Raw genomic sequence first — 18,355 nt, 5'->3', positions numbered from 1 at the left:
TACACTGGCACAGGAATACTGGCACTCGGTTGTGCAGAGTGCCAATGCACGGGTATGAGGACGCGCGAGTATCAGGACGCGCGAGGATCAGGACCACGGCTGGAGGTGCGCGAATGCTCAGCGAACGCAGGCTCGAGGTGCTGCGCGCCATCGTCCAGGACTACGTGGGGACGGAGGAGCCGGTCGGTTCCAAGGCGCTCACCGAGCGCCACAACCTCGGTGTCTCCCCGGCCACGGTCCGCAACGACATGGCGGCGCTGGAGGAGGACGGCTTCATCCAGCAGCCGCACACCAGCGCGGGACGCATCCCCACGGACAAGGGCTACCGGCTGTTCGTGGACCGCCTCGCGGGCGTCAAGCCGCTGTCCGCCGCCGAACGCCGCGCCATCCACAACTTCCTCGGCGGGGCGGTGGACCTCGACGACGTGGTCGCCCGCACCGTCCGGCTGCTCGCCCAGCTGACCCGGCAGGTCGCCGTCGTCCAGTACCCCTCGCTGACCCGCTCCACCGTGCGCCATGTCGAGCTGCTCTCGCTCGCGCCCGCCCGCGTCATGCTGGTGCTCATCACCGACACCGGCCGGGTCGAGCAGCGGGTGGTGGACTGCCCGTCCCCCATGGGCGAGACGGTCATGGCCGATCTGCGCGCCCGGCTCAACAGCCGGGTCGTCGGGCGCCGGTTCTCGGATGTTCCCCAGCTGGTGGTGGAACTCCCGGAGTCGTTCGAGCAGGACGACCGCTCCAATGTCTCCACCGTGCTGTCCACCCTGCTGGAGACCCTGGTCGAGGAGACCGAGGAGCGGCTGATGATCGGCGGCACCTCCAACCTCACGAGATTCGGCCACGACTTCCCGATGACCATCCGCCCGGTGCTGGAAGCGCTGGAGGAGCAGGTCGTCCTCCTGAGGCTCCTCGGTGAGGCGAAGGACTCGGGAGTGACGGTGCGAATCGGCCATGAGAACGCCCATGAGGGCTTGAACTCAACGTCCGTCGTCTCGGTCGGCTACGGTTCGGGCGACGAGGCAGTTGCGAAACTCGGCGTGGTCGGACCGACCCGCATGGACTACCCCGGAACGATGGGAGCGGTACGCGCAGTGGCACGTTACGTCGGACAGATCCTGGCGGAGTCGTAAGTGGCCACGGACTACTACGCGGTCCTGGGCGTCCGTCGTGACGCGAGCCAGGACGAGATCAAGAAGGCGTTCCGCCGTCTCGCGCGCGAGCTGCACCCGGACGTCAACCCGGACCCCAAGACCCAGGAGCGGTTCAAGGAGATCAACGCCGCTTACGAGGTCCTGTCCGACCCGCAGAAGAAGCAGGTCTACGACCTCGGCGGCGATCCGCTGTCCGCCGCCGGCGGTGGCGGCGCGGGTGGCTTCGGAGCCGGGTTCGGCGGGTTCAGCGACATCATGGACGCGTTCTTCGGCACCGCCTCGCAGCGCGGCCCGCGCTCGCGCACCCGGCGCGGCCAGGACGCGATGATCCGTCTCGAGGTCGAGCTGGACGAGGCCGCGTTCGGCACCACCAAGGACATCCAGGTGGACACCGCGGTCGTCTGCACCACCTGTGAGGGCGAGGGCGCGGCGCCCGGCACCTCGGCGCAGACCTGCGACATGTGCCGCGGCCGCGGTGAGGTCTCGCAGGTGACCCGCTCCTTCCTGGGCCAGGTCATGACCTCGCGTCCCTGCCCGCAGTGCCAGGGGTTCGGCACGGTCGTGCCGACCCCGTGCCCCGAGTGCGCGGGCGACGGCCGGGTCCGCTCCCGCCGCACCCTGACCGTCAAGATCCCAGCCGGTGTGGACAACGGCACCCGGATCCAACTCGCCGGTGAGGGCGAGGTCGGCCCCGGCGGAGGCCCGGCCGGAGACCTCTACGTGGAGATCTCCGAGCGGCCGCACGCGGTCTTCCAGCGGCGCGGCGACGACCTGCACTGCACGGTCACGCTGCCCATGACCGCCGCCGCCCTGGGCACCAAGATCCCGCTGGAGACGCTCGACGGGCTCGAGGAGGTCGACATCCGGCCCGGCACCCAGTCCGGCCAGTCGATCCCGCTGCATCAGCGCGGTGTCACCCATCTGCGCGGCGGCGGGCGCGGCGATCTGATCGTGCACGTCGAGGTGCAGACGCCCTCCAAGCTCGACGCCGAGCAGGAGGAGCTCATCCGGCGCCTGGCCAAGCTGCGGGGCGAGGAGCGGGCCTCGGGCCACTTCGCGCCCGGCCAGCAGGGGCTGTTCTCCCGTCTGAAGGACGCTTTCAACGGCCGCTGAGCAGGCGAGTCCGACTGGTGGCGGGCGATCTGTCGCCGTGGCGTGCCGCGGGGCGCCGTCCGACGGGCGGCGCCCCGCGTTCCGTGTGCCCTGGCCCCGTGAAACGATGGCCCCATGGTCGAGTTCAGCAGCCTCTTCCCGCATCCCGTCGTGCAGGCGCCCATGGCGGGCGGCGGTTCCCGGCCGGAGCTCGCCGCCGCCGTCTCGCAGGCGGGGGGCCTCGGCTTCCTGGCCGCGGGGTACAAGACGGCGGCGGGCATGCGCGAGGAGATCGAGCGGCTGCGGCCCCTTCTGGCCCCGGGCACGCCGTTCGGCGTCAATCTCTTCATGCCTCAGGCGCCCACCGCCGATCCGGCGGCGGTCGCCGTCTACCGTGAGCAACTGGGCACCGAGGCCGCGTGGTTCAAGACCTCCCTCGGGGACAGCGGCGGCTCCACGGACGACGCCTACGAGGCCAAGCTCGCCCTGCTCATCAGTGAACCCGTGCCCGTGGTCAGCTTCACCTTCGGCTGCCCCAAGCCCAGCGAGATCGAGGCGCTGCGCCGCGTCGGCACCGCCACCGTGGTGACCGTGACCTCGCCCGCCGAGGCGCGCGCGGCCGAACGCGCGGGCGCGGACGCGGTGTGCCTTCAGGGCGTGGAGGCCGGAGGGCACCAGGGTTCGCACCGCAACGACCCCGAGCTGGACGGGGCCGGGCTCGGCCTGCTGTCGCTGCTCGGCCTGGTGCGCGAGAGCGTCGACCTGCCCCTGATCGCCGCGGGCGGCCTCATGCGCGGCTCGCAGATCGCCGCGGTGCTGGCCGCGGGCGCGAGCGCCGCTCAGCTCGGCACGGCCTTCCTGGTCACCCCCGAGTCGGGGGCGAACGCCGTGCACAAATCGGCCATGACCGACCCGCTGTTCACCCACACCGAGCTGACCAGGGCGTTCTCGGGTCGCCCGGCGCGCGGCCTGGTGAACCGGTTCATGCGCGAGCACGGACCGTACGCCCCGGCCGCCTATCCGCAGGTGCACTATCTGACCTCGCCGCTGCGCAAGGCGGCGGCAACCGCGGGCGATCCGCAGGCGATGGCGCTGTGGGCGGGACAGGGTCACCGGCTCGCCCGCCCCCTGCCCGCCGCAGAGCTGGTCGAGACTCTGGTTGCCGAGGTCAACGAGGCAAGGAAGACCGTCGAGGTCAACGAGGCCGAGAAGGCCGCCGAGGTCAGCGAGGCCGAGAAGACCGCCGAAATCGACGAGGCCGAGAAGGCGCAGGCGTGAGCGCACCGGTCTTCCTGGTCGAGGCGGAACGGCTGGCGAAGGCCGCGCCGGGCCGCTCGGTCGTCCTCGACGGGGCGGAGGGGCGGCACGCCGTCTCCGTCCGCCGGCTGAGGGTCGGTGAGCCGATCGTGCTCACCGACGGCGAGGGCAACGGCGCCTCGGGGACCGTCGCCTCCGTCGAGGGCAAGGACACCCTCGAGGTCGCCGTGGAGAGCCTGCGCGAGGATCCGCCGCCGAGCCCGAGCATCACCGTCGTCCAGGCGCTGCCCAAGGGCGACCGGGGTGAGCTCGCGGTCGAGACGATGACCGAGGTCGGCGTCGACGCCGTCGTGCCGTGGGCGGCCTCACGCTGCATCACCCAGTGGAAGGGCGAGCGCGGGGCGAAGTCCCTGGCGAAGTGGAGAGCCACCGCCAGGGAGGCCGGCAAGCAGGCGCGCAGGCTGCGGTTCCCGGTCGTGCACGACATGATGACGACCCATCAGGTGGCCGGACTGCTGGGCGGCGCCGATCTGGCCGCCGTCCTCCACGAGGAGGGCGCACAGCCGCTGGCCGCGGTCCCACTGCCGGATTCCGGCTCGATCGTGCTGGTCGTCGGCCCGGAGGGCGGGGTCTGTCCCGAGGAGATCGACACCTTCGCCGCCGCCGGTGCCAAGCCGTACCGCCTGGGGCAGAGCGTCCTGCGCACCTCCACGGCGGGCGTCGCGGCGACCGCCGCCCTGCTCACGCGCACCGGCCGCTGGGGCTGACCCGCGGCCCGCGCAGCCGCCCGTCGGGCAGTGGCACCGCAAACCCCGTGCCCGCTGCCTGGCCACCCGCCCATCCCAACTCCTGCCCCGTGAACGGGCGGAACTGAACGGGAGGGAACGTCCGAAAGCGCTCGTCCCCGCCTCGCGGGCGTGACTACTGTGGCCGATGTGACGCACCTGCCTGGTTATCTCCGCTACCCGCACATCCACGGCGACCTGGTCGCCTTCACCGCCGAGGACGACGTCTGGGTGGCCCCGCTCACCGGTGGCCGCGCCTGGCGGGTGAGCGCGGACAACATGCCCGTGGACCATCCCCGTTTCTCTCCCGACGGCACCTGGCTCGCGTGGACCTCCACGCGGGACGGCGCCCCCGAGGTGCACATCGCTCCGGTCGAGGGCGGAGCGTCGCGCAGGCTGACGCACTGGGGCAGTCCCAAGACATCCGTGCGCGGCTGGGTCGGCGACACCGAGGTGCTGGCCATCACCACCGCCGGGCAGGCGTCCTTGCGGCGGACCTGGGCGCACGCCGTGCCGCTCGACGCCGGCCCCGCCCGCAGGCTGCCGTACGGGCCCGTCGGCGGGGTCGCCCGCGGCGCCGGCGGCGAGGTCCTGCTGCTGTCCGCCACGATGGGCCGCGAGGCCGCCTACTGGAAGCGCTACCGCGGTGGCACGGCGGGCAAGCTCTGGCTGGACGCGACGGGCGACGGACAGTTCAGCCGTGTCCACGAGGGCATCGACGGCAATCTCGAGTGCGCGCTGTGGGTGGGGGAGCGCATCGCCTTCCTCTCCGACCAGGAAGGCGTCGGCGCCCTGTACTCGAGCCTGCCCGACGGCTCGGACCTGCGCCGCCACACCCCGCTGGACGGCTTCTACGCCCGCCACGCCTCCACCGACGGCGCCCGTGTCGTCTACGCGAGCGCGGGCCGCGTGTGGGTGCTCGACGACCTCGACGGAGCCGAGCCGCGCCGCCTCGACATCCGCCTCGGCGGCCCCCGGGTCGACCTTCAGCCCTACCCCCTGCGGGCGGCGGGCCACCTCGGCGAGGCCGTCCCCGACCACACCGGCCGCGGCAGCGCCGTGGAGGTGCGCGGGACCGTGCACTGGGTCACGCACCGCGAGGGCCCGGCCAGGGTCCTGAGCGCGGCGCCGGGGGTGCGGGCCAGGCTGCCCAGGGTGCTGGGCGACCAGGTGGTGTGGGTGTCCGACGCCGAGGGCGAGGACGGGCTGGAGTTCGCGCCCGCGACCGGAGCGTCCCTGGACACGCCCCCGCGCCGCATCGGCTCCGGGCAGCTCGGCCGGGTGCTGGACCTCGCCGTCTCTCCCGACGGCCGCCGGGTGGCCGTGTCCTCCCACGACGGCCGGGTCCTGCTGGTCGAGGCCCAGACCGGCGAGGTGCGGGAGGTGGCCAGGAGCGAGGACGGCGACGCCAACGGCCTGGTGTTCTCCCCCGACTCCGGCTGGCTGGCCTGGTCCCACCCCGGCCCCGAGCCGCTGCGCCAGCTGAAGATCGCCAACGCCGCCGACCTGTCCGTCGCCGACGCCACCCCGCTGCGCTTCACCGACTTCTCGCCCGCCTTCACCCCTGACGGCAAGCATCTGGCGTTCCTTTCCGAGCGCAGCTTCGACCCCGTCTACGACGCCCACGTCTTCGACCTGTCGTTCCCCGCCGGGTGCCGCCCCCACCTGATCACCCTCGCCGCCGCCACCCCGTCCCCGTTCGGCCCGCAGCGCCACGGCCGGGGAGTCGGCGCCGAGAAGGAGAGCGGCGATACGGCCACGGAGGAGAGCGCGCCGCAGACCCGCGTCGACCTCGACGGCCTCGCCGACCGCATCGTCGCCTTCCCCGTCTGCGCCGACCGCTACTCGACGCTGCGCACGGCCAAGGACGGAGTGCTGTGGCTGCGCCACCCCGTCCAGGGCGTCCTCGGCGCGGGCCTGGCCACCCCCGACAGCGCGCCGCCCGGCCCCGCCCTGGAGCGCTACGACCTGACGGGCCACCGGCTGGAGGTGCTCGCCGAGGACATCGAGGACTTCTCCGTCACCGGGGACGGCAGCCGCCTGCTGGTGCTGGAGGGCGACAAGCTCGTGGTGCTGCCCGCCGACCGGAAGGCGTCCGACGACGAGAACAGCGACGACCGGATCCCCGTCGACCTGTCCCGCGTGCGGGTCACCGTCCAGCCCGCCGAGGAGTGGCGGCAGATGTTCGACGAGGCCGGGCGCCTCATGCGGGACAACTTCTGGCGGCCCGACATGGGCGGCGTGGACTGGGAGGGCGTACTGGACCGGTACCGCCCGCTGCTGGACCTGCTCGCCACCCACGACGACCTCGTGGACCTGCTCTGGGAGGTCCAGGGCGAGCTCAACACCTCGCACGCCTATGTCATCCCGCCCGGAGGGCACGGCGGCGGCGCCCGGCGCCAGGGACTGCTCGGCGCCGACCTCGAACGGGACGCGGAGGGCGTCTGGCGCGTCGCCCGGGTCCTGCCCTCGGAGAGCTCCGACCCCCGGGCGCGCTCCCCGCTGACCGCACCCGGCGTCGCGGTCGGTCCCGGCGACGCGATCCTCGCGGTGGACGGTCGGCCCGTGGACCCGGTCGTCGGCCCCGGACCCCTGCTCGTGGGCGCCGCCGACCAGCCCGTCGAGCTCACCGTCGCCCCCTCGGGAGGCGGCGAGCCCCGGCACGCCGTGGCCGTCCCCGTCGACGACGAGGAGCCGCTGCGCTACCACGACTGGGTGGCCGACCGCCGTGCCTACGTCCACCGGCAGTCCGAGGGCCGCCTCGGCTATCTGCACGTGCCCGACATGGTGGGCTCCGGCTGGGCGCAGCTCCACCGGGACCTGAGGGTCGAGGTCGCCCGGGACGGCCTGGTCGTCGACGTGCGGGAGAACCGCGGCGGGCACACCTCGCAGCTCGTCGTGGAGAAGCTCGCCCGCAGGATCGTCGGCTGGGACGTGCCGCGCGGCACGCGTGCGCTCAGCTACCCCCTGGACGCCCCGCGCGGGCCGATAGTGGCCGTGGCGAACGAGTTCTCCGGCTCCGACGGCGACATGGTCAACGCGGCCATCCAGGCGCTGGGTCTCGGCCCCGTCGTGGGCACCCGCACCTGGGGCGGGGTCATCGGCATCGACAGCCGCTACTCGCTGGTGGACGGCACCTCGGTGACCCAGCCCAAGTACGCCGTCTGGCTCCAGGGGTACGGGTGGGGTGTGGAGAACCACGGCGTCGACCCCGACGTCGAGGTGGTGTGCGCGCCCCAGGACCACGCCGCCGGCCGCGACCCCCAGCTGGACAAGGCCGTCGCCCTGGCCCTGGAGGCCCTCGCGGAACACCCGGCCGCGACCCCGCCCCCGCTTCCCGGCCTCGGCTGACCGTTCCTCGATAGCATCCAGCAGCAACCGATCAGAAGGAGGCTCCCGGTGGCGGGAGAGCCGCAGGCGGACTGCCTGTTCTGCAAGATCGTCGCGGGGGACATCCCGGCGACCGTGGTCCGGGAGACCGAGACCACCGTGGCGTTCCGCGACATCAACCCGCAGGCACCCACCCACGTCCTGGTGATCCCCAGGGTCCACTACCGCGATGCCGCTGAGCTGGCCGCCGCCGACCCGGCCGTCACCGCGGACGTGCTCGTGGAGGCGGGCCGGGTGGCCGCGGAGGACAAGGTGGACAGCACCGGCTACCGCATCGTGTTCAACACGGGGACCGGCGCGGGCCAGACGGTGTTCCACGCGCACGCCCATGTGCTCGGGGGCCGCGGCCTCGAGTGGCCTCCGGGATAGGGCGCGCACGGTCCGCGCCGACGGGGGATCGCGGGCCAGGGCACCGGTGCGGGCGCGTCGGGCACAGGACGTCATGCACGAGACTCGGGCACAGGACGTCATGCACATAGACGTCAGGCACGAGACGTCGGGCACGGGGACGTCAAGGACAGGGACACCGGGTACAAACCGGGTACAAGGGGACAGGGCTTTGCGCGAACTCGTCGTCCTGGGCACGGCCAGCCAGGCGCCGACCAGGACCCGCAACCACAACGGGTACCTGCTGCGCTGGGACGGCGAGGGCATCCTGTTCGACCCGGGCGAGGGCACCCAGCGGCAGATGCTGCACGCGGGTGTCGCCGCGCACGACCTGACCCGCATCTGCGTCACGCACTTCCACGGCGACCACTGCCTGGGACTCGCCGGGGTGGTGCAGCGGCTCAACCTGGACCGGGTGCCGCACCCGGTCACCGCCCACTACCCGGGCAGCGGCCAGCACTTCTTCGACCGGCTGCGGTACGCCAGCTCGTACTACGAGAGCGTCGAGCTGCGCGAGCGCCCGGTCGTCGAGGACGGGGTGCTGGAGGTCTCGGCCGCGTTCACCCTCGAGGCCCGCAGGCTCTCCCATCCGGTGGAGTCGTTCGGCTACCGCGTCACCGAGCCGGACGGCCGCCGGATGCTGCCGGACCGTCTCGCCGCCCTCGGCGTCGCGGGCCCGGCGGTGGGCGTGCTCCAGCGCGAGGGCTCCGTCCTCGCCCCCGACGGCACGACCGTCCGGATCGACCAGGTCAGCGAGCCCCGCCCAGGTCAAAGCTTCGCCTTCGTCATGGACACCCGGATGTGCGCAGGGGTCCACGCCCTCGCCCAGGGAGTGGACATGCTCGTCATCGAGTCCACCTTCCTCGAGGCGGACGCTCAGCTGGCCGACGAGGTGGGCCACCTCACCGCCGGCCAGGCGGGCCGGGCGGCCGCCGAGGCCGGGGTGCGCCACCTGGTGCTCACCCACTTCTCGCAGCGCTACCCCGACCCGGGCGCGTTCCTGGCCGAGGCCGGGGCCCGTTTCGACGGGGAGATCACCGTGGCCGACGACCTCATACGGGTGCCCGTCCCCAAGCGCCGACAGGCCCGTGCCCGGTAAAAGCGCTCGCCCCCGGCCCGCCCGGCCCGGTTACCATGGCCAGTGCCACAGCCCCTGATGAAGAAACGGGATGATCTGGTCCTCGCGGCCGACCCATGACTCAGACACCCACCTCCCGGACCGAGCCCTCAGGGCCCCAGGCGCGCGCCCGCATCGTGGTGCCGGCCAAGCATCCGATGGTCACCGTCCTCGGTTCCGGCGACGCGCTGCTGCGTGTGATCGAGAGAGCATTCCCCGCGACGGACATCCACGTCCGGGGCAACGAGGTGAGCGCGACCGGTGACCCGGCAGAGGTCGCCCTGGTCCAGCGGCTCTTCGACGAGATGATGCTGGTGCTGCGCACCGGCCAGCCCATGACGGAGGACTCAGTGGAGCGTTCCATCGCCATGCTCCGCCAGGAGGCGGACGGCGAGCAGACGGAGCGCCCCGCCGAGGTGCTCACCGCCAACATCCTGTCCAACCGCGGGCGCACGATCCGCCCGAAGACGCTGAACCAGAAGCGCTACGTCGACGCGATCGACAAGCACACGGTCGTCTTCGGCATCGGCCCCGCCGGCACCGGCAAGACCTACCTCGCCATGGCCAAGGCCGTCCAGGCCCTGCAGTCCAAGCAGGTCAACCGGATCATCCTCACCCGTCCGGCCGTCGAGGCCGGAGAGCGCCTCGGCTTCCTGCCCGGCACGCTCTACGAGAAGATCGACCCGTACCTGCGGCCGCTGTACGACGCGCTGCACGACATGATCGACCCCGACTCGATCCCGCGTCTGATGGCCGCGGGCACCATCGAGGTCGCTCCTTTGGCGTACATGCGCGGCCGCACGCTCAACGACGCGTTCATCATCCTCGACGAGGCGCAGAACACCAGCGCCGAGCAGATGAAGATGTTCCTGACCCGGCTCGGGTTCAACTCCAAGGTCGTCATCACCGGAGACGTCACCCAGGTCGACCTGCCGGGCGGCACCAAGAGCGGCCTGCGCCAGGTCCAGCACATCCTCGACGGCATCGAGGACATCCACTTCTCCCGGCTGACCAGCACCGACGTGGTCCGCCACAAGCTGGTCAGCGCCATCGTGGACGCCTACGAGGCCCACGACGGCGCCGGCGAGGACGGCGAGCACGAGCCGGCCGCCCCCAAGCGCCGCGGCCGTGCCTCGCGCCAGCCCCACCGCACCGACCAGCCCCACCGCACCGAGAGCTGAGAAACCGCACCCCCATGTCCATCGACGTCAACAACGAGTCGGGGTGGGAGGTCGACGAGCAGTCCGTGCTCGACGTCGCCCGCTACGCCCTGCAGCGCATGCGCATCCACCCCCTCTCCGAGCTGTCGCTGATCTTCGTCGACACCGACGCGATGGAGCAGCTCCACATCCAGTGGATGGACGAGCAGGGCCCCACCGACGTGCTCTCCTTCCCCATGGACGAGCTGCGGCCCGGCAAGGAGGACGAGGAGCCGCCGCAGGGCCTGCTCGGCGACATCGTCCTGTGCCCCGAGGTGGCGAAGAAGCAGGGCGACGGCGCCGGCCACACCATGGACGACGAACTGCACCTGCTCACCGTCCACGGTGTGCTGCACCTGCTCGGCTACGACCACGCCGAGCCCGACGAGGAACGCGAGATGTTCGGGCTCCAGAAGGAGATCCTCGAGTCCTGGCGTGCCCAGCGGGACTCGGGCCCCGCGTCACCGGACGCCTGACGTGTCCGCGGACATCACCAGGAGCTATCTGATCGCCGCGGTGGCGCTGGTCGTCGTCGCCTGGCTGGCGGCCTGCGCCGAGGCGGGACTGGCCAGGGTCTCCCGCTGGCGGGCCGAGGAGGCGGCGCGCTCCGGGCGCCGCGGCGGCGAGAAGCTGCTGGCGGTCGCCTCCGACCCCACCCGCTACCTCAATGTGGCCCTGCTGGTTCGGGTCGGCTGCGAGATGGCGGCGGCCGTGCTCGTGGCGATCGTCGCCGAGCACTCCTTCGACGAGACGTGGCAGGTGCTGCTCGTCGCGATCGGCGCGATGGTCCTCGTCTCGTATGTGGCCGTCGGGGTCTCCCCGCGCACCATCGGCCGCCAGCACCCGCTCAACACCGCCACGGCCGCCGCTTATGTGCTGCTGCCGCTGGCCCGCGTCATGGGGCCCATTCCGCGCCTGCTGATCCTGCTCGGAAACGCGCTGACGCCGGGCAAGGGCTTCCGCCACGGCCCGTTCGCCTCCGAGGCCGAGCTGCGCGCGGTCGTCGACCTCGCGGAGAAGGACTCCCTCATCGAGGACGACGAACGCCGTATGGTGCACTCCGTCTTCGAGCTCGGCGACACCATCGTGCGCGAGGTCATGGTGCCGCGCACCGACCTGGTGATGATCGAGCGGTTCAAGACCATCCGGCAGGCCCTCACCCTCGCCCTGCGCAGCGGCTTCTCCCGGATCCCGGTCACCGGCGAGAACGAGGACGACGTCGTCGGCATCGTCTACGTCAAGGACCTGGCCCGGCGGGTGCACATCAACCGCGAGGCGGAGAGCGAGCTGATCTCCACGGTGATGCGCCCCGCGGCGTTCATCCCCGACACCAAGCCCGTCGCCGACCTGCTGCGCGAGATGCAGAAGGACCGCAACCACGTGGCCGTCGTGATCGACGAGTACGGCGGCACGGCCGGGATCGTGACCATCGAGGACATCCTCGAGGAGATCGTCGGCGAGATCACCGACGAGTACGACCGCGAGATGCCGCCCGTCGAGGAACTCGGCGACGGCGAGTACCGGGTGACCGCCCGCCTGGACATCGAGGACCTCGGCGACCTGTACGGGATCGAGCTGGACGACGAGGACGTGGAGACCGTCGGCGGCCTGCTCGCCAAGGCGCTCGGCAGGGTGCCGATTCCCGGCGCCACGGCGGTGGTCGAGGGCATCCGGCTCACCGCGGAGAGCGTGGCCGGGCGGCGCAACCGCATCGGCACCGTGCTGGTGCGGCGGATCCCCGGGGAGAACGGGAAGTCCGAGGAGGACGCGGTCCGCTGACGGGCGCCGCTCCAGCAGGGCGCGCGGTCCGCCGAAGGGCGTGCTCTCGGCGCGGCGCGGTCCGCCGACGGGGGCGGCCTCGTCCCGTTCTATGCTCGGCCCATGAGAGACGACGCCCAGCTCGACGCCGAGGACCGCAAGCTCGTGACCCTCGCCCGCTCCGCCCGCGCCCGCAACGGTGTCGCGGAGGGCGCGGCCGTGCGCGACGAGACCGGGCGCACCTATGTGGCCGGCACGGTGTCCCTGGACTCCCTGCGGCTGACCGCCCTGCAGACCGCTGTGGCCATGGCCGTGGCCAGCGGGGCGAAGAGCCTTGAGGCCGCCGCCGTGGTCTCCGAGGCCACCGCCGCGGCCGACGCCGACCGGGCCGCCGTCCGCGACCTGGGCGGCCCGGACACCCCCTTGGTGCTGGCCGGGCCGGACGGTTCGGTGCGCTCCACGGTCACGGTTGGCTGAGGGAGCCCGCGCGATCGGGGAGAATGGTCGGCATGAGCGTTCGCCCCTCCTCCGATGACCAGGCCCACCGTGCGGGCTTCGCCTGCTTCGTCGGGCGCCCCAACGCAGGCAAGTCCACCCTGACGAACGCTCTGGTGGGCACCAAGGTCGCCATCACCTCCGGGCGCCCGCAGACCACCCGGCACACCGTGCGCGGCATCGTGCACCGCCCCGACGCCCAGCTCGTCCTCGTCGACACCCCCGGGCTGCACAAGCCGCGCACCCTGCTGGGTGAGCGGCTCAACGACCTGGTCCGCTCGACCTGGGGCGAGGTGGACGTCATCGGCTTCTGCCTGCCCGCCGACCAGAAGCTCGGCCCCGGCGACCGCTACATCGCCAAGGAGCTCGCCGAGGCCAAGCGCACCCCCAAGGTCGCCATCGTCACCAAGACCGACCTGGTGGACTCCAAGACCCTCGCCGAGCAGTTGATCGCCATCGACCGGCTCGGCGCGGAGCTGGGCATCGAGTGGGCGCAGATCGTCCCGGTCTCGGCCGTCTCCGGCAAGCAGGTCGGCCTGCTCGCCGACCTCCTCGCGCCCCTGCTCCCCGAGGGTCCGGCGCTCTACCCGGACGGGGACCTGACCGACGAGCCCGAGCAGGTCATGGTGGCGGAGCTGATCCGCGAGGCCGCGCTCGAGGGTGTGCGGGACGAGCTTCCCCACTCCATCGCGGTGGTCGTGGAGGAGATGCTGCCCCGTGAGGGCCGCCCCGCCGACCGCCCGCTGCTGGACATCCACGCCAATCTCTACATCGAGCGCCCCAGCCAGAAGGGCATCATCATCGGCCCGAAGGGCGCCCGTCTGAAGGAGGTCGGGACGAAGTCCCGCCGCCACATCGAGGCGCTGCTGGGGACGCCGGTCTTCCTGGACCTGCATGTGAAGGTGGCCAAGGACTGGCAGCGCGACCCCAAGCAGCTGCGCAAACTGGGCTTCTGACGGCCTGTCCGGCCACTGCGCGGCCGCCCCGTCCTTCCGACGGCGTGTGTCCGGTCACTTCCGGCAGCCGGTCCGGCACCGCGGGGCGGACGCCCCGGCGCGCGGTGCCGCCCGAGGGACTGCCGCCCCCGCGGTGCCGCCCGAGGAGGCCGGCGCCCCCTCGAACGGCCCCTTCGGGCGGCGCCCTGAGCGGAGCCCCGGGCGCGGAGCCCTCGATCGCCGCTCAGGCGCCTTCCTTCAGGACCTTGGACACCAGGCTCCGCTGGGCGTCCGTCAGATGCGGGTCCGCGAAGTGGACGGTGTGTCCGTCGACCGTGACCTCGTAGTGGAAGCCGTCGGGGACCCCCGCCCGCTCAGAGCCCTTGCCCGAGGCCAGCGCCTCCCGGGCCAGGCTGTGCCATGCCTCCGCGTCGGACCGGCCGGAGGTGTCCACCTCGGCCCGACGTGTCGCTCCCACGAACCCACCGGTGCGCTTGACCTGGATATGCATGACCCCAGCTTGTCCTAGATGGTCGGCGTCGGGGCGGTCGTCCCGGACCGCTGCCGGACGACGGCGCTGCCCTCCTCGGAACCGGTGGGGACCCCGACCTGCTTCCACGCGTCCAGCACGGCCTGCACTTCCTCCCCCTCGCCGTAGCGGGCGCGCGCCGCCGCCGCGGTGAGCCCCGCGAACGAGGCGAAGTCCGCGTCGGTCGCCAGCTTGCCGCCGGTCAGCACGTCGTACCAGATCCGGCCCGCGCGCTCCCACGCGTTGCCGCCCAGGGCCGTGGCCGCGAGGTAGAAGGCGTGGTTGGGGATGCCGGAGTTGATGTGCACTCCGCCGTTGTCGTCCGTGGTCTCGACGTAGTCGTCCATGGTGGCCGGCTGAGGGTCCTTGCCGAGGACGTCGTCGTCGTAGGCGGTGCCGGGCGCCTTCATCGAGCGCAGCGCCACGCCCTGGACCTGGTCGGTCAGCAGCCCCTCGCCGATCAGCCAGTCGGCCTCCGCCGCGCCCTGCCCGAGCGCGTACTGCTTGACCAGGGAGCCGAACACGTCGGACATCGACTCGTTCAGCGCCCCGGACTGCCCGGAGTAGTCGAGATTGGCCGTGTACTGGGTGACGCCGTGCGTCAGCTCGTGGCCGATGACGTCGAGCGAGATCGTGAAGTCGTTGAAGACCTCCCCGTCCCCGTCGCCGAAGACCATCTGCTCGCCGTCCCAGAACGCGTTGTCGTAGTGGCGGCTGTAGTGGACCGTCGCGTTCAGCGCGAGCCCCGAGTCGTCGATGGAGTCGCGCTCGAAGGCGTCCAGGTACAGCCGGTGGGTGTGGCCGAGGCCGTCGTAGGCGCGGTTGACCGGCTCGTCCGAGACGGCGTCCTGGCCCTCGGCGCGCACGACCCTGCCGGGCAGGCGCTGGTGGTGCTCGGCGTCCCCGATGGTGCGCCGGAGCACGGATTCGGCGCACCGCTGCGCCGCGTCGGGCGGCGTGCCGGCGCCGGGCACGGTCGGCTGCGGGGGCGCTCCGGCGACCGCGGAGAGGCGGCGCTCACGGTGGAAGGCGTCCATGCGCAGGGCGTTGCGGGCGGCGTCGGCAACGGCGGCGCTGCCCGAGCGGGCGAGGTGGTCGAGCATGTGCGGCGGCACGATGCCGCAGAAGACATGGTTGGCATCCATGTGGCCAAAAGTGGCAGAAGGACCACGTGCTGTCACTGAATCCGGCGACGATTCATGAAAATAGGTGTAAAACTTCCGCTTCGGTGACTCTTGGGTGACTTTGGACCCGGGTCTCGACACCGTCCGTTCCAGATACTGGGAAGAGTCGGGCACCGGCTGCGCTCGGCAGTGGCGTCGGGTTAGTCTCTGACCATCATGCGTTACGGGCTGCTTCTTCTTAGCTGCCGCGGCGAGGGTCTGTAGTCGAGGCTGACTCCTTCGCCGCGGAGTCGGGCCATGCGCTCATCACGCCGTTGTCGGCCGCCGCAGACCCCACGTAGGAGTCCAACGCCATGTCCTCGCAGAACACCTCCGCTTCCGTCGGCCGTCCCACGCCGGTCACCGCCGCCACCGTCACCCAGCGCCCCTCCGGGATGCCGATCGACCGCTACCGGGCGCACCCCCGCGTCGACCTGCCCGACCGCACCTGGCCGGGCAGGGCGATCACGAAGGCTCCCCGCTGGCTGTCCACCGACCTGCGGGACGGCAACCAGGCCCTGATCGACCCGATGTCCCCCGCCCGCAAGCGCGCCATGTTCGACCTGCTGGTGAAGATGGGCTACAAGGAGATCGAGGTCGGCTTCCCCTCCTCGGGTGCCACCGACTTCGAGTTCGTCCGCAGCATCATCGAGGAGGGCGCGGTACCGGAGGATGTGACGATCTCCGTCCTGACCCAGGCCCGCGAGGAACTGATCGAGCGCACCGTCGAGTCGCTGGTCGGCGCCCCCCGCGCCACTGTCCACCTGTACAACGCCACGGCGCCGCTCTTCCGCCGTGTGGTCTTCCGCAACGACCGCGACGCGACCAAGGCCATCGCCACCGACGGCACCCGCCTGGTGATGGAGTACGCGGACAAGGTGCTGGGTGGCGAGACCGTCTTCGGCTACCAGTACAGCCCCGAGATCTTCGTCGACACCGAGCTGGACTTCGCGCTGGAGGTCTGCGAGGCGGTCATGGACGTCTGGCAGCCGGAGGCCGGCCGCGAGATCATCCTGAACCTGCCCGCCACGATCGAGCGGGCCACCCCCAATGTCCACGCCGACCAGTTCGAGTGGATGTCGCGCAACCTGTCGCGCCGCGAGTTCGTCTGCCTGTCCACGCACCCGCACAACGACCGCGGCACCGCCGTCGCCAGCGCCGAACTGGCCGTGATGGCCGGCGCCGACCGCGTCGAGGGCTGCCTGTTCGGGCAGGGCGAGCGCACCGGCAACGTCGACCTGGTGACGCTGGGCATGAACCTGTTCAGCCAGGGTGTCGACCCGATGATCGACTTCTCGCAGATCGACGAGATCCGCCGGACGGCCGAGTACTGCAACCAGATGGAGATCCACTCGCGCCACCCCTACGCGGGCGACCTGGTCTACACGTCCTTCTCCGGCTCCCACCAGGACGCCATCAAGAAGGGCTTCGAGGCCCTGGAGGCGGACGCCGCCGCCCGGGGCATCCGCGTGGACGACATCGAGTGGGGCGTGCCCTACCTGCCGATCGACCCCAAGGACGTCGGCCGCTCCTACGAGGCGGTCATCCGGGTCAACTCCCAGTCCGGCAAGGGCGGGGTGGCCTACGTCCTGAAGAACGACCACAAGCTGGACCTGCCGCGGCGGATGCAGATCGAGTTCTCGAAGATCATCCAGGCCAAGACCGACGCCGAGGGCGGCGAGGTCACGCCGAAGCAGATCTGGGACGTCTTCTCCGACGAGTACCTGCCCACCACGGACAACCCCTGGGGCCGGATCGCACTGCGCACCCACCAGGCGTCGACCACGGTGGAGGGCCAGGACTCCCTGGTCGTCGAGGCGGTCGTCGACGGCGAGGACACCACGCTGACCGGCACCGGCAACGGCCCGATCGCCGCGTTCTTCGACGCGCTGTCCGGCATCGACGTGGACGTGCGGCTGCTGGACTACGCCGAGCACACGCAGAGCGAGGGCGCGGACGCCAAGGCGGCCGCGTACATCGAGTGCGCCGTCGGCGAGCGGGTCCTGTGGGGCGTGGGCATCGACGCGAACATCGTGCGCGCCTCGCTGAAGGCCGTCGTGAGCGCCGTCAACCGCGCCCACCGCTGACCGGAAGTCTCGATCCGGCGAACTCTTTTACCCTTCTTTGCCGGACGGTTTTCCGCGCCCCGCCTGCTCAGAGGCAGGCGGGGCGCGATTGTCCGGAACTCCCCGTCCACTCGCTACTGACTCGCTGTGACTTGTATGGCAGCATCACGCAGACGGCACCGTTGCCGAAGCGTTATGGGGCCCTGCCGTCGCCTGCGCCCGGCAGAGCCGCAGGGTGCCGCAGTCGGTCAGATGGCGGGGAGTGTCGGATTGTTGCAGATCTGGGGCCTGTGTATCTGGGGCGTACGCACGTCATGGCGCACGGAGTCGGACGGCGACTTCTACTGCCCGGGATGCGGCGGTGACCGCGGCTACCGCAGGCGCGCCGGGACACGCAAGCTCACGGTGGTCGGGGTGCCGCTGATGGCGCGGGGCTCGGCCGGCAGCGTGATCGAATGCGCGGCCTGCCGGACCCGTTACGGCCTCGAGGCGCTGGAGCGCCCCACCACGACGCGGTTTTCCGCCATGCTGCGCGACGCCGCCTACACCGTCGCGCTGGCCGTCCTCGTCGCCGGTGGCGCCACCAGCCGGCACACCAGGGAGGTCGCCACGGCCGCCGTGCGCGAGGCCGGGTTCACCGACTGCACGCAGGAGCAGCTGCTGGCCATGCTCACCGCGCTGTCGACGACCGCCGACGCGGTCCCCGACCGTGGGCTCGGCGACGCGATCGACGGCTGCGGCAGCTGGCTGTCCATCGAGCTTCACGAGGTCCTCGAACCCCTCGCCGAGCACCTGGCGCCCCAGGGCTGCGAGCGGATCCTGCTCCAGGGCGCCCGTATCGCCCTGGCCGACGGCCCGTACCGTCCGGCCGAGCGGGATGCCCTCGCCGCGGTGGGCCGCTGCCTGCGGATGTCCACCGAGGCCACCGAGTGCGTCCTGGAGGCCGCGGCCCGCGTCCTGCCCTGACCGCCCCGTCCGCGGCCGGACCGCGGGACTGCCGACCGGGCATGCGCCGCGGTACGCGAGAATGG

The 18,355-nt window shown here is 72.0% G+C and carries 16 protein-coding genes; 14 read left to right on the top strand and 2 right to left on the bottom strand.

What is annotated here, in order from left to right; genetic code table 11:
* Nucleotides 1-113: 113 nt before the first annotated feature.
* The 12 genes from hrcA to era all read left to right on the top strand — a co-directional run bounded on the left by hrcA (nucleotide 114) and on the right by era (nucleotide 13,587).
* The gene (gene hrcA / locus IEY86_RS01685; protein WP_189129616.1) at nucleotides 114-1,130 is read left to right on the top strand and encodes a heat-inducible transcriptional repressor HrcA; all 1,017 of its coding nucleotides are present in this window, start codon (nucleotides 114-116) and stop codon (nucleotides 1,128-1,130) included.
* On the top strand, nucleotides 1,131-2,264 hold the full coding sequence (gene dnaJ, locus IEY86_RS01680; RefSeq protein WP_189129615.1) for a molecular chaperone DnaJ: 1,134 nt from the start codon (nucleotides 1,131-1,133) through the stop codon (nucleotides 2,262-2,264).
* A 114-nt stretch (nucleotides 2,265-2,378) separates the two neighbouring features.
* Nucleotides 2,379-3,521 (top strand): nitronate monooxygenase, encoded by a 1,143-nt coding sequence (locus IEY86_RS01675; RefSeq protein ID WP_189129614.1) that lies wholly within the window; start codon nucleotides 2,379-2,381, stop codon nucleotides 3,519-3,521.
* Nucleotides 3,518-4,267, top strand: a complete 750-nt coding sequence (locus IEY86_RS01670; RefSeq protein WP_189129613.1) for a 16S rRNA (uracil(1498)-N(3))-methyltransferase — start codon at nucleotides 3,518-3,520, stop codon at nucleotides 4,265-4,267. The genes IEY86_RS01675 and IEY86_RS01670 overlap by 4 nt, the downstream gene beginning before the upstream one ends.
* A 168-nt stretch (nucleotides 4,268-4,435) precedes the next feature.
* The gene (locus tag IEY86_RS01665; protein ID WP_189129612.1) at nucleotides 4,436-7,636 is read left to right on the top strand and encodes a S41 family peptidase; all 3,201 of its coding nucleotides are present in this window, start codon (nucleotides 4,436-4,438) and stop codon (nucleotides 7,634-7,636) included.
* Between the two features lie 48 nt (nucleotides 7,637-7,684).
* On the top strand, nucleotides 7,685-8,044 hold the full coding sequence (locus IEY86_RS01660) for a histidine triad nucleotide-binding protein (RefSeq protein WP_189129611.1): 360 nt from the start codon (nucleotides 7,685-7,687) through the stop codon (nucleotides 8,042-8,044).
* A gap of 190 nt (nucleotides 8,045-8,234) precedes the next feature.
* Nucleotides 8,235-9,161, top strand: coding sequence for a ribonuclease Z (locus IEY86_RS01655; protein WP_229698071.1), 927 nt, complete (start codon nucleotides 8,235-8,237; stop codon nucleotides 9,159-9,161).
* A 95-nt stretch (nucleotides 9,162-9,256) separates the two neighbouring features.
* A complete protein-coding gene (locus tag IEY86_RS01650) occupies nucleotides 9,257-10,360 on the top strand; it encodes a PhoH family protein (RefSeq protein WP_189129610.1) in 1,104 nt (367 codons plus the stop codon).
* Nucleotides 10,361-10,374: 14 nt separating this feature from the next.
* Nucleotides 10,375-10,854 carry an rRNA maturation RNase YbeY gene (ybeY, locus tag IEY86_RS01645; protein WP_189129609.1) on the top strand — a complete coding sequence of 160 codons (480 nt, stop codon included), beginning with the start codon at nucleotides 10,375-10,377 and terminating at the stop codon, nucleotides 10,852-10,854.
* 1 nt (nucleotide 10,855) lies between these two features.
* Complete coding sequence (locus IEY86_RS01640) at nucleotides 10,856-12,157, top strand: hemolysin family protein (protein WP_373286936.1); 1,302 nt, start codon at nucleotides 10,856-10,858, stop codon at nucleotides 12,155-12,157.
* A 102-nt stretch (nucleotides 12,158-12,259) separates the two neighbouring features.
* Nucleotides 12,260-12,613, top strand: coding sequence for a cytidine deaminase-like protein (locus IEY86_RS01635; protein WP_189129608.1), 354 nt, complete (start codon nucleotides 12,260-12,262; stop codon nucleotides 12,611-12,613).
* A 23-nt stretch (nucleotides 12,614-12,636) separates the two neighbouring features.
* The gene (gene era / locus IEY86_RS01630; protein ID WP_373286935.1) at nucleotides 12,637-13,587 is read left to right on the top strand and encodes a GTPase Era; all 951 of its coding nucleotides are present in this window, start codon (nucleotides 12,637-12,639) and stop codon (nucleotides 13,585-13,587) included.
* A 223-nt stretch (nucleotides 13,588-13,810) separates the two neighbouring features.
* Here the strand turns inward: era and IEY86_RS01625 are convergent, their stop codons facing one another.
* Both IEY86_RS01625 and IEY86_RS01620 read right to left on the bottom strand, forming a co-directional pair.
* Nucleotides 13,811-14,077, bottom strand: a complete 267-nt coding sequence (locus tag IEY86_RS01625; RefSeq protein ID WP_189129606.1) for a protealysin inhibitor emfourin — start codon at nucleotides 14,075-14,077, stop codon at nucleotides 13,811-13,813.
* 14 nt (nucleotides 14,078-14,091) lie between these two features.
* A complete protein-coding gene (locus IEY86_RS01620) occupies nucleotides 14,092-15,240 on the bottom strand; it encodes a M4 family metallopeptidase (RefSeq protein ID WP_189129605.1) in 1,149 nt (382 codons plus the stop codon).
* A 332-nt stretch (nucleotides 15,241-15,572) separates the two neighbouring features.
* Here IEY86_RS01620 and leuA point away from each other — a divergent pair, with 332 nt between their 5' ends.
* Nucleotides 15,573-17,345 (top strand): 2-isopropylmalate synthase, encoded by a 1,773-nt coding sequence (leuA, locus tag IEY86_RS01615; protein ID WP_189129604.1) that lies wholly within the window; start codon nucleotides 15,573-15,575, stop codon nucleotides 17,343-17,345.
* A gap of 231 nt (nucleotides 17,346-17,576) precedes the next feature.
* Nucleotides 17,577-18,290 carry a TerB family tellurite resistance protein gene (locus tag IEY86_RS01610; protein WP_189129603.1) on the top strand — a complete coding sequence of 238 codons (714 nt, stop codon included), beginning with the start codon at nucleotides 17,577-17,579 and terminating at the stop codon, nucleotides 18,288-18,290.
* The last annotated feature ends 65 nt before the right edge of the window (nucleotides 18,291-18,355 follow it).

Source organism: Wenjunlia tyrosinilytica (assembly GCF_014646055.1).
GTDB lineage: Bacteria > Actinomycetota > Actinomycetes > Streptomycetales > Streptomycetaceae > Wenjunlia > Wenjunlia tyrosinilytica.
Note: the sequence above shows the minus strand (reverse complement) of the source record. Positions and strands in the feature narration are given on the sequence as shown.

What these genes read in the sequence shown, in the direction of transcription:
- hrcA (WP_189129616.1), top strand. Translation starts at nt 114, where the DNA reads ATGCTCAGCGAACGCAGGCTCGAGGTGCTGCGCGCCATCGTCCAGGAC.
- IEY86_RS01675 (WP_189129614.1), top strand. Translation starts at nt 2,379, where the DNA reads ATGGTCGAGTTCAGCAGCCTCTTCCCGCATCCCGTCGTGCAGGCGCCC.
- IEY86_RS01650 (WP_189129610.1), top strand. Translation starts at nt 9,257, where the DNA reads ATGACTCAGACACCCACCTCCCGGACCGAGCCCTCAGGGCCCCAGGCG.
- ybeY (WP_189129609.1), top strand. Translation starts at nt 10,375, where the DNA reads ATGTCCATCGACGTCAACAACGAGTCGGGGTGGGAGGTCGACGAGCAG.
- IEY86_RS01635 (WP_189129608.1), top strand. Translation starts at nt 12,260, where the DNA reads ATGAGAGACGACGCCCAGCTCGACGCCGAGGACCGCAAGCTCGTGACC.
- era (WP_373286935.1), top strand. Translation starts at nt 12,637, where the DNA reads ATGGTCGGCATGAGCGTTCGCCCCTCCTCCGATGACCAGGCCCACCGT.
- IEY86_RS01625 (WP_189129606.1), bottom strand. Translation starts at nt 14,077, where the DNA reads ATGCATATCCAGGTCAAGCGCACCGGTGGGTTCGTGGGAGCGACACGT.
- IEY86_RS01620 (WP_189129605.1), bottom strand. Translation starts at nt 15,240, where the DNA reads ATGGATGCCAACCATGTCTTCTGCGGCATCGTGCCGCCGCACATGCTC.
- leuA (WP_189129604.1), top strand. Translation starts at nt 15,573, where the DNA reads ATGTCCTCGCAGAACACCTCCGCTTCCGTCGGCCGTCCCACGCCGGTC.
- IEY86_RS01610 (WP_189129603.1), top strand. Translation starts at nt 17,577, where the DNA reads ATGGCGGGGAGTGTCGGATTGTTGCAGATCTGGGGCCTGTGTATCTGG.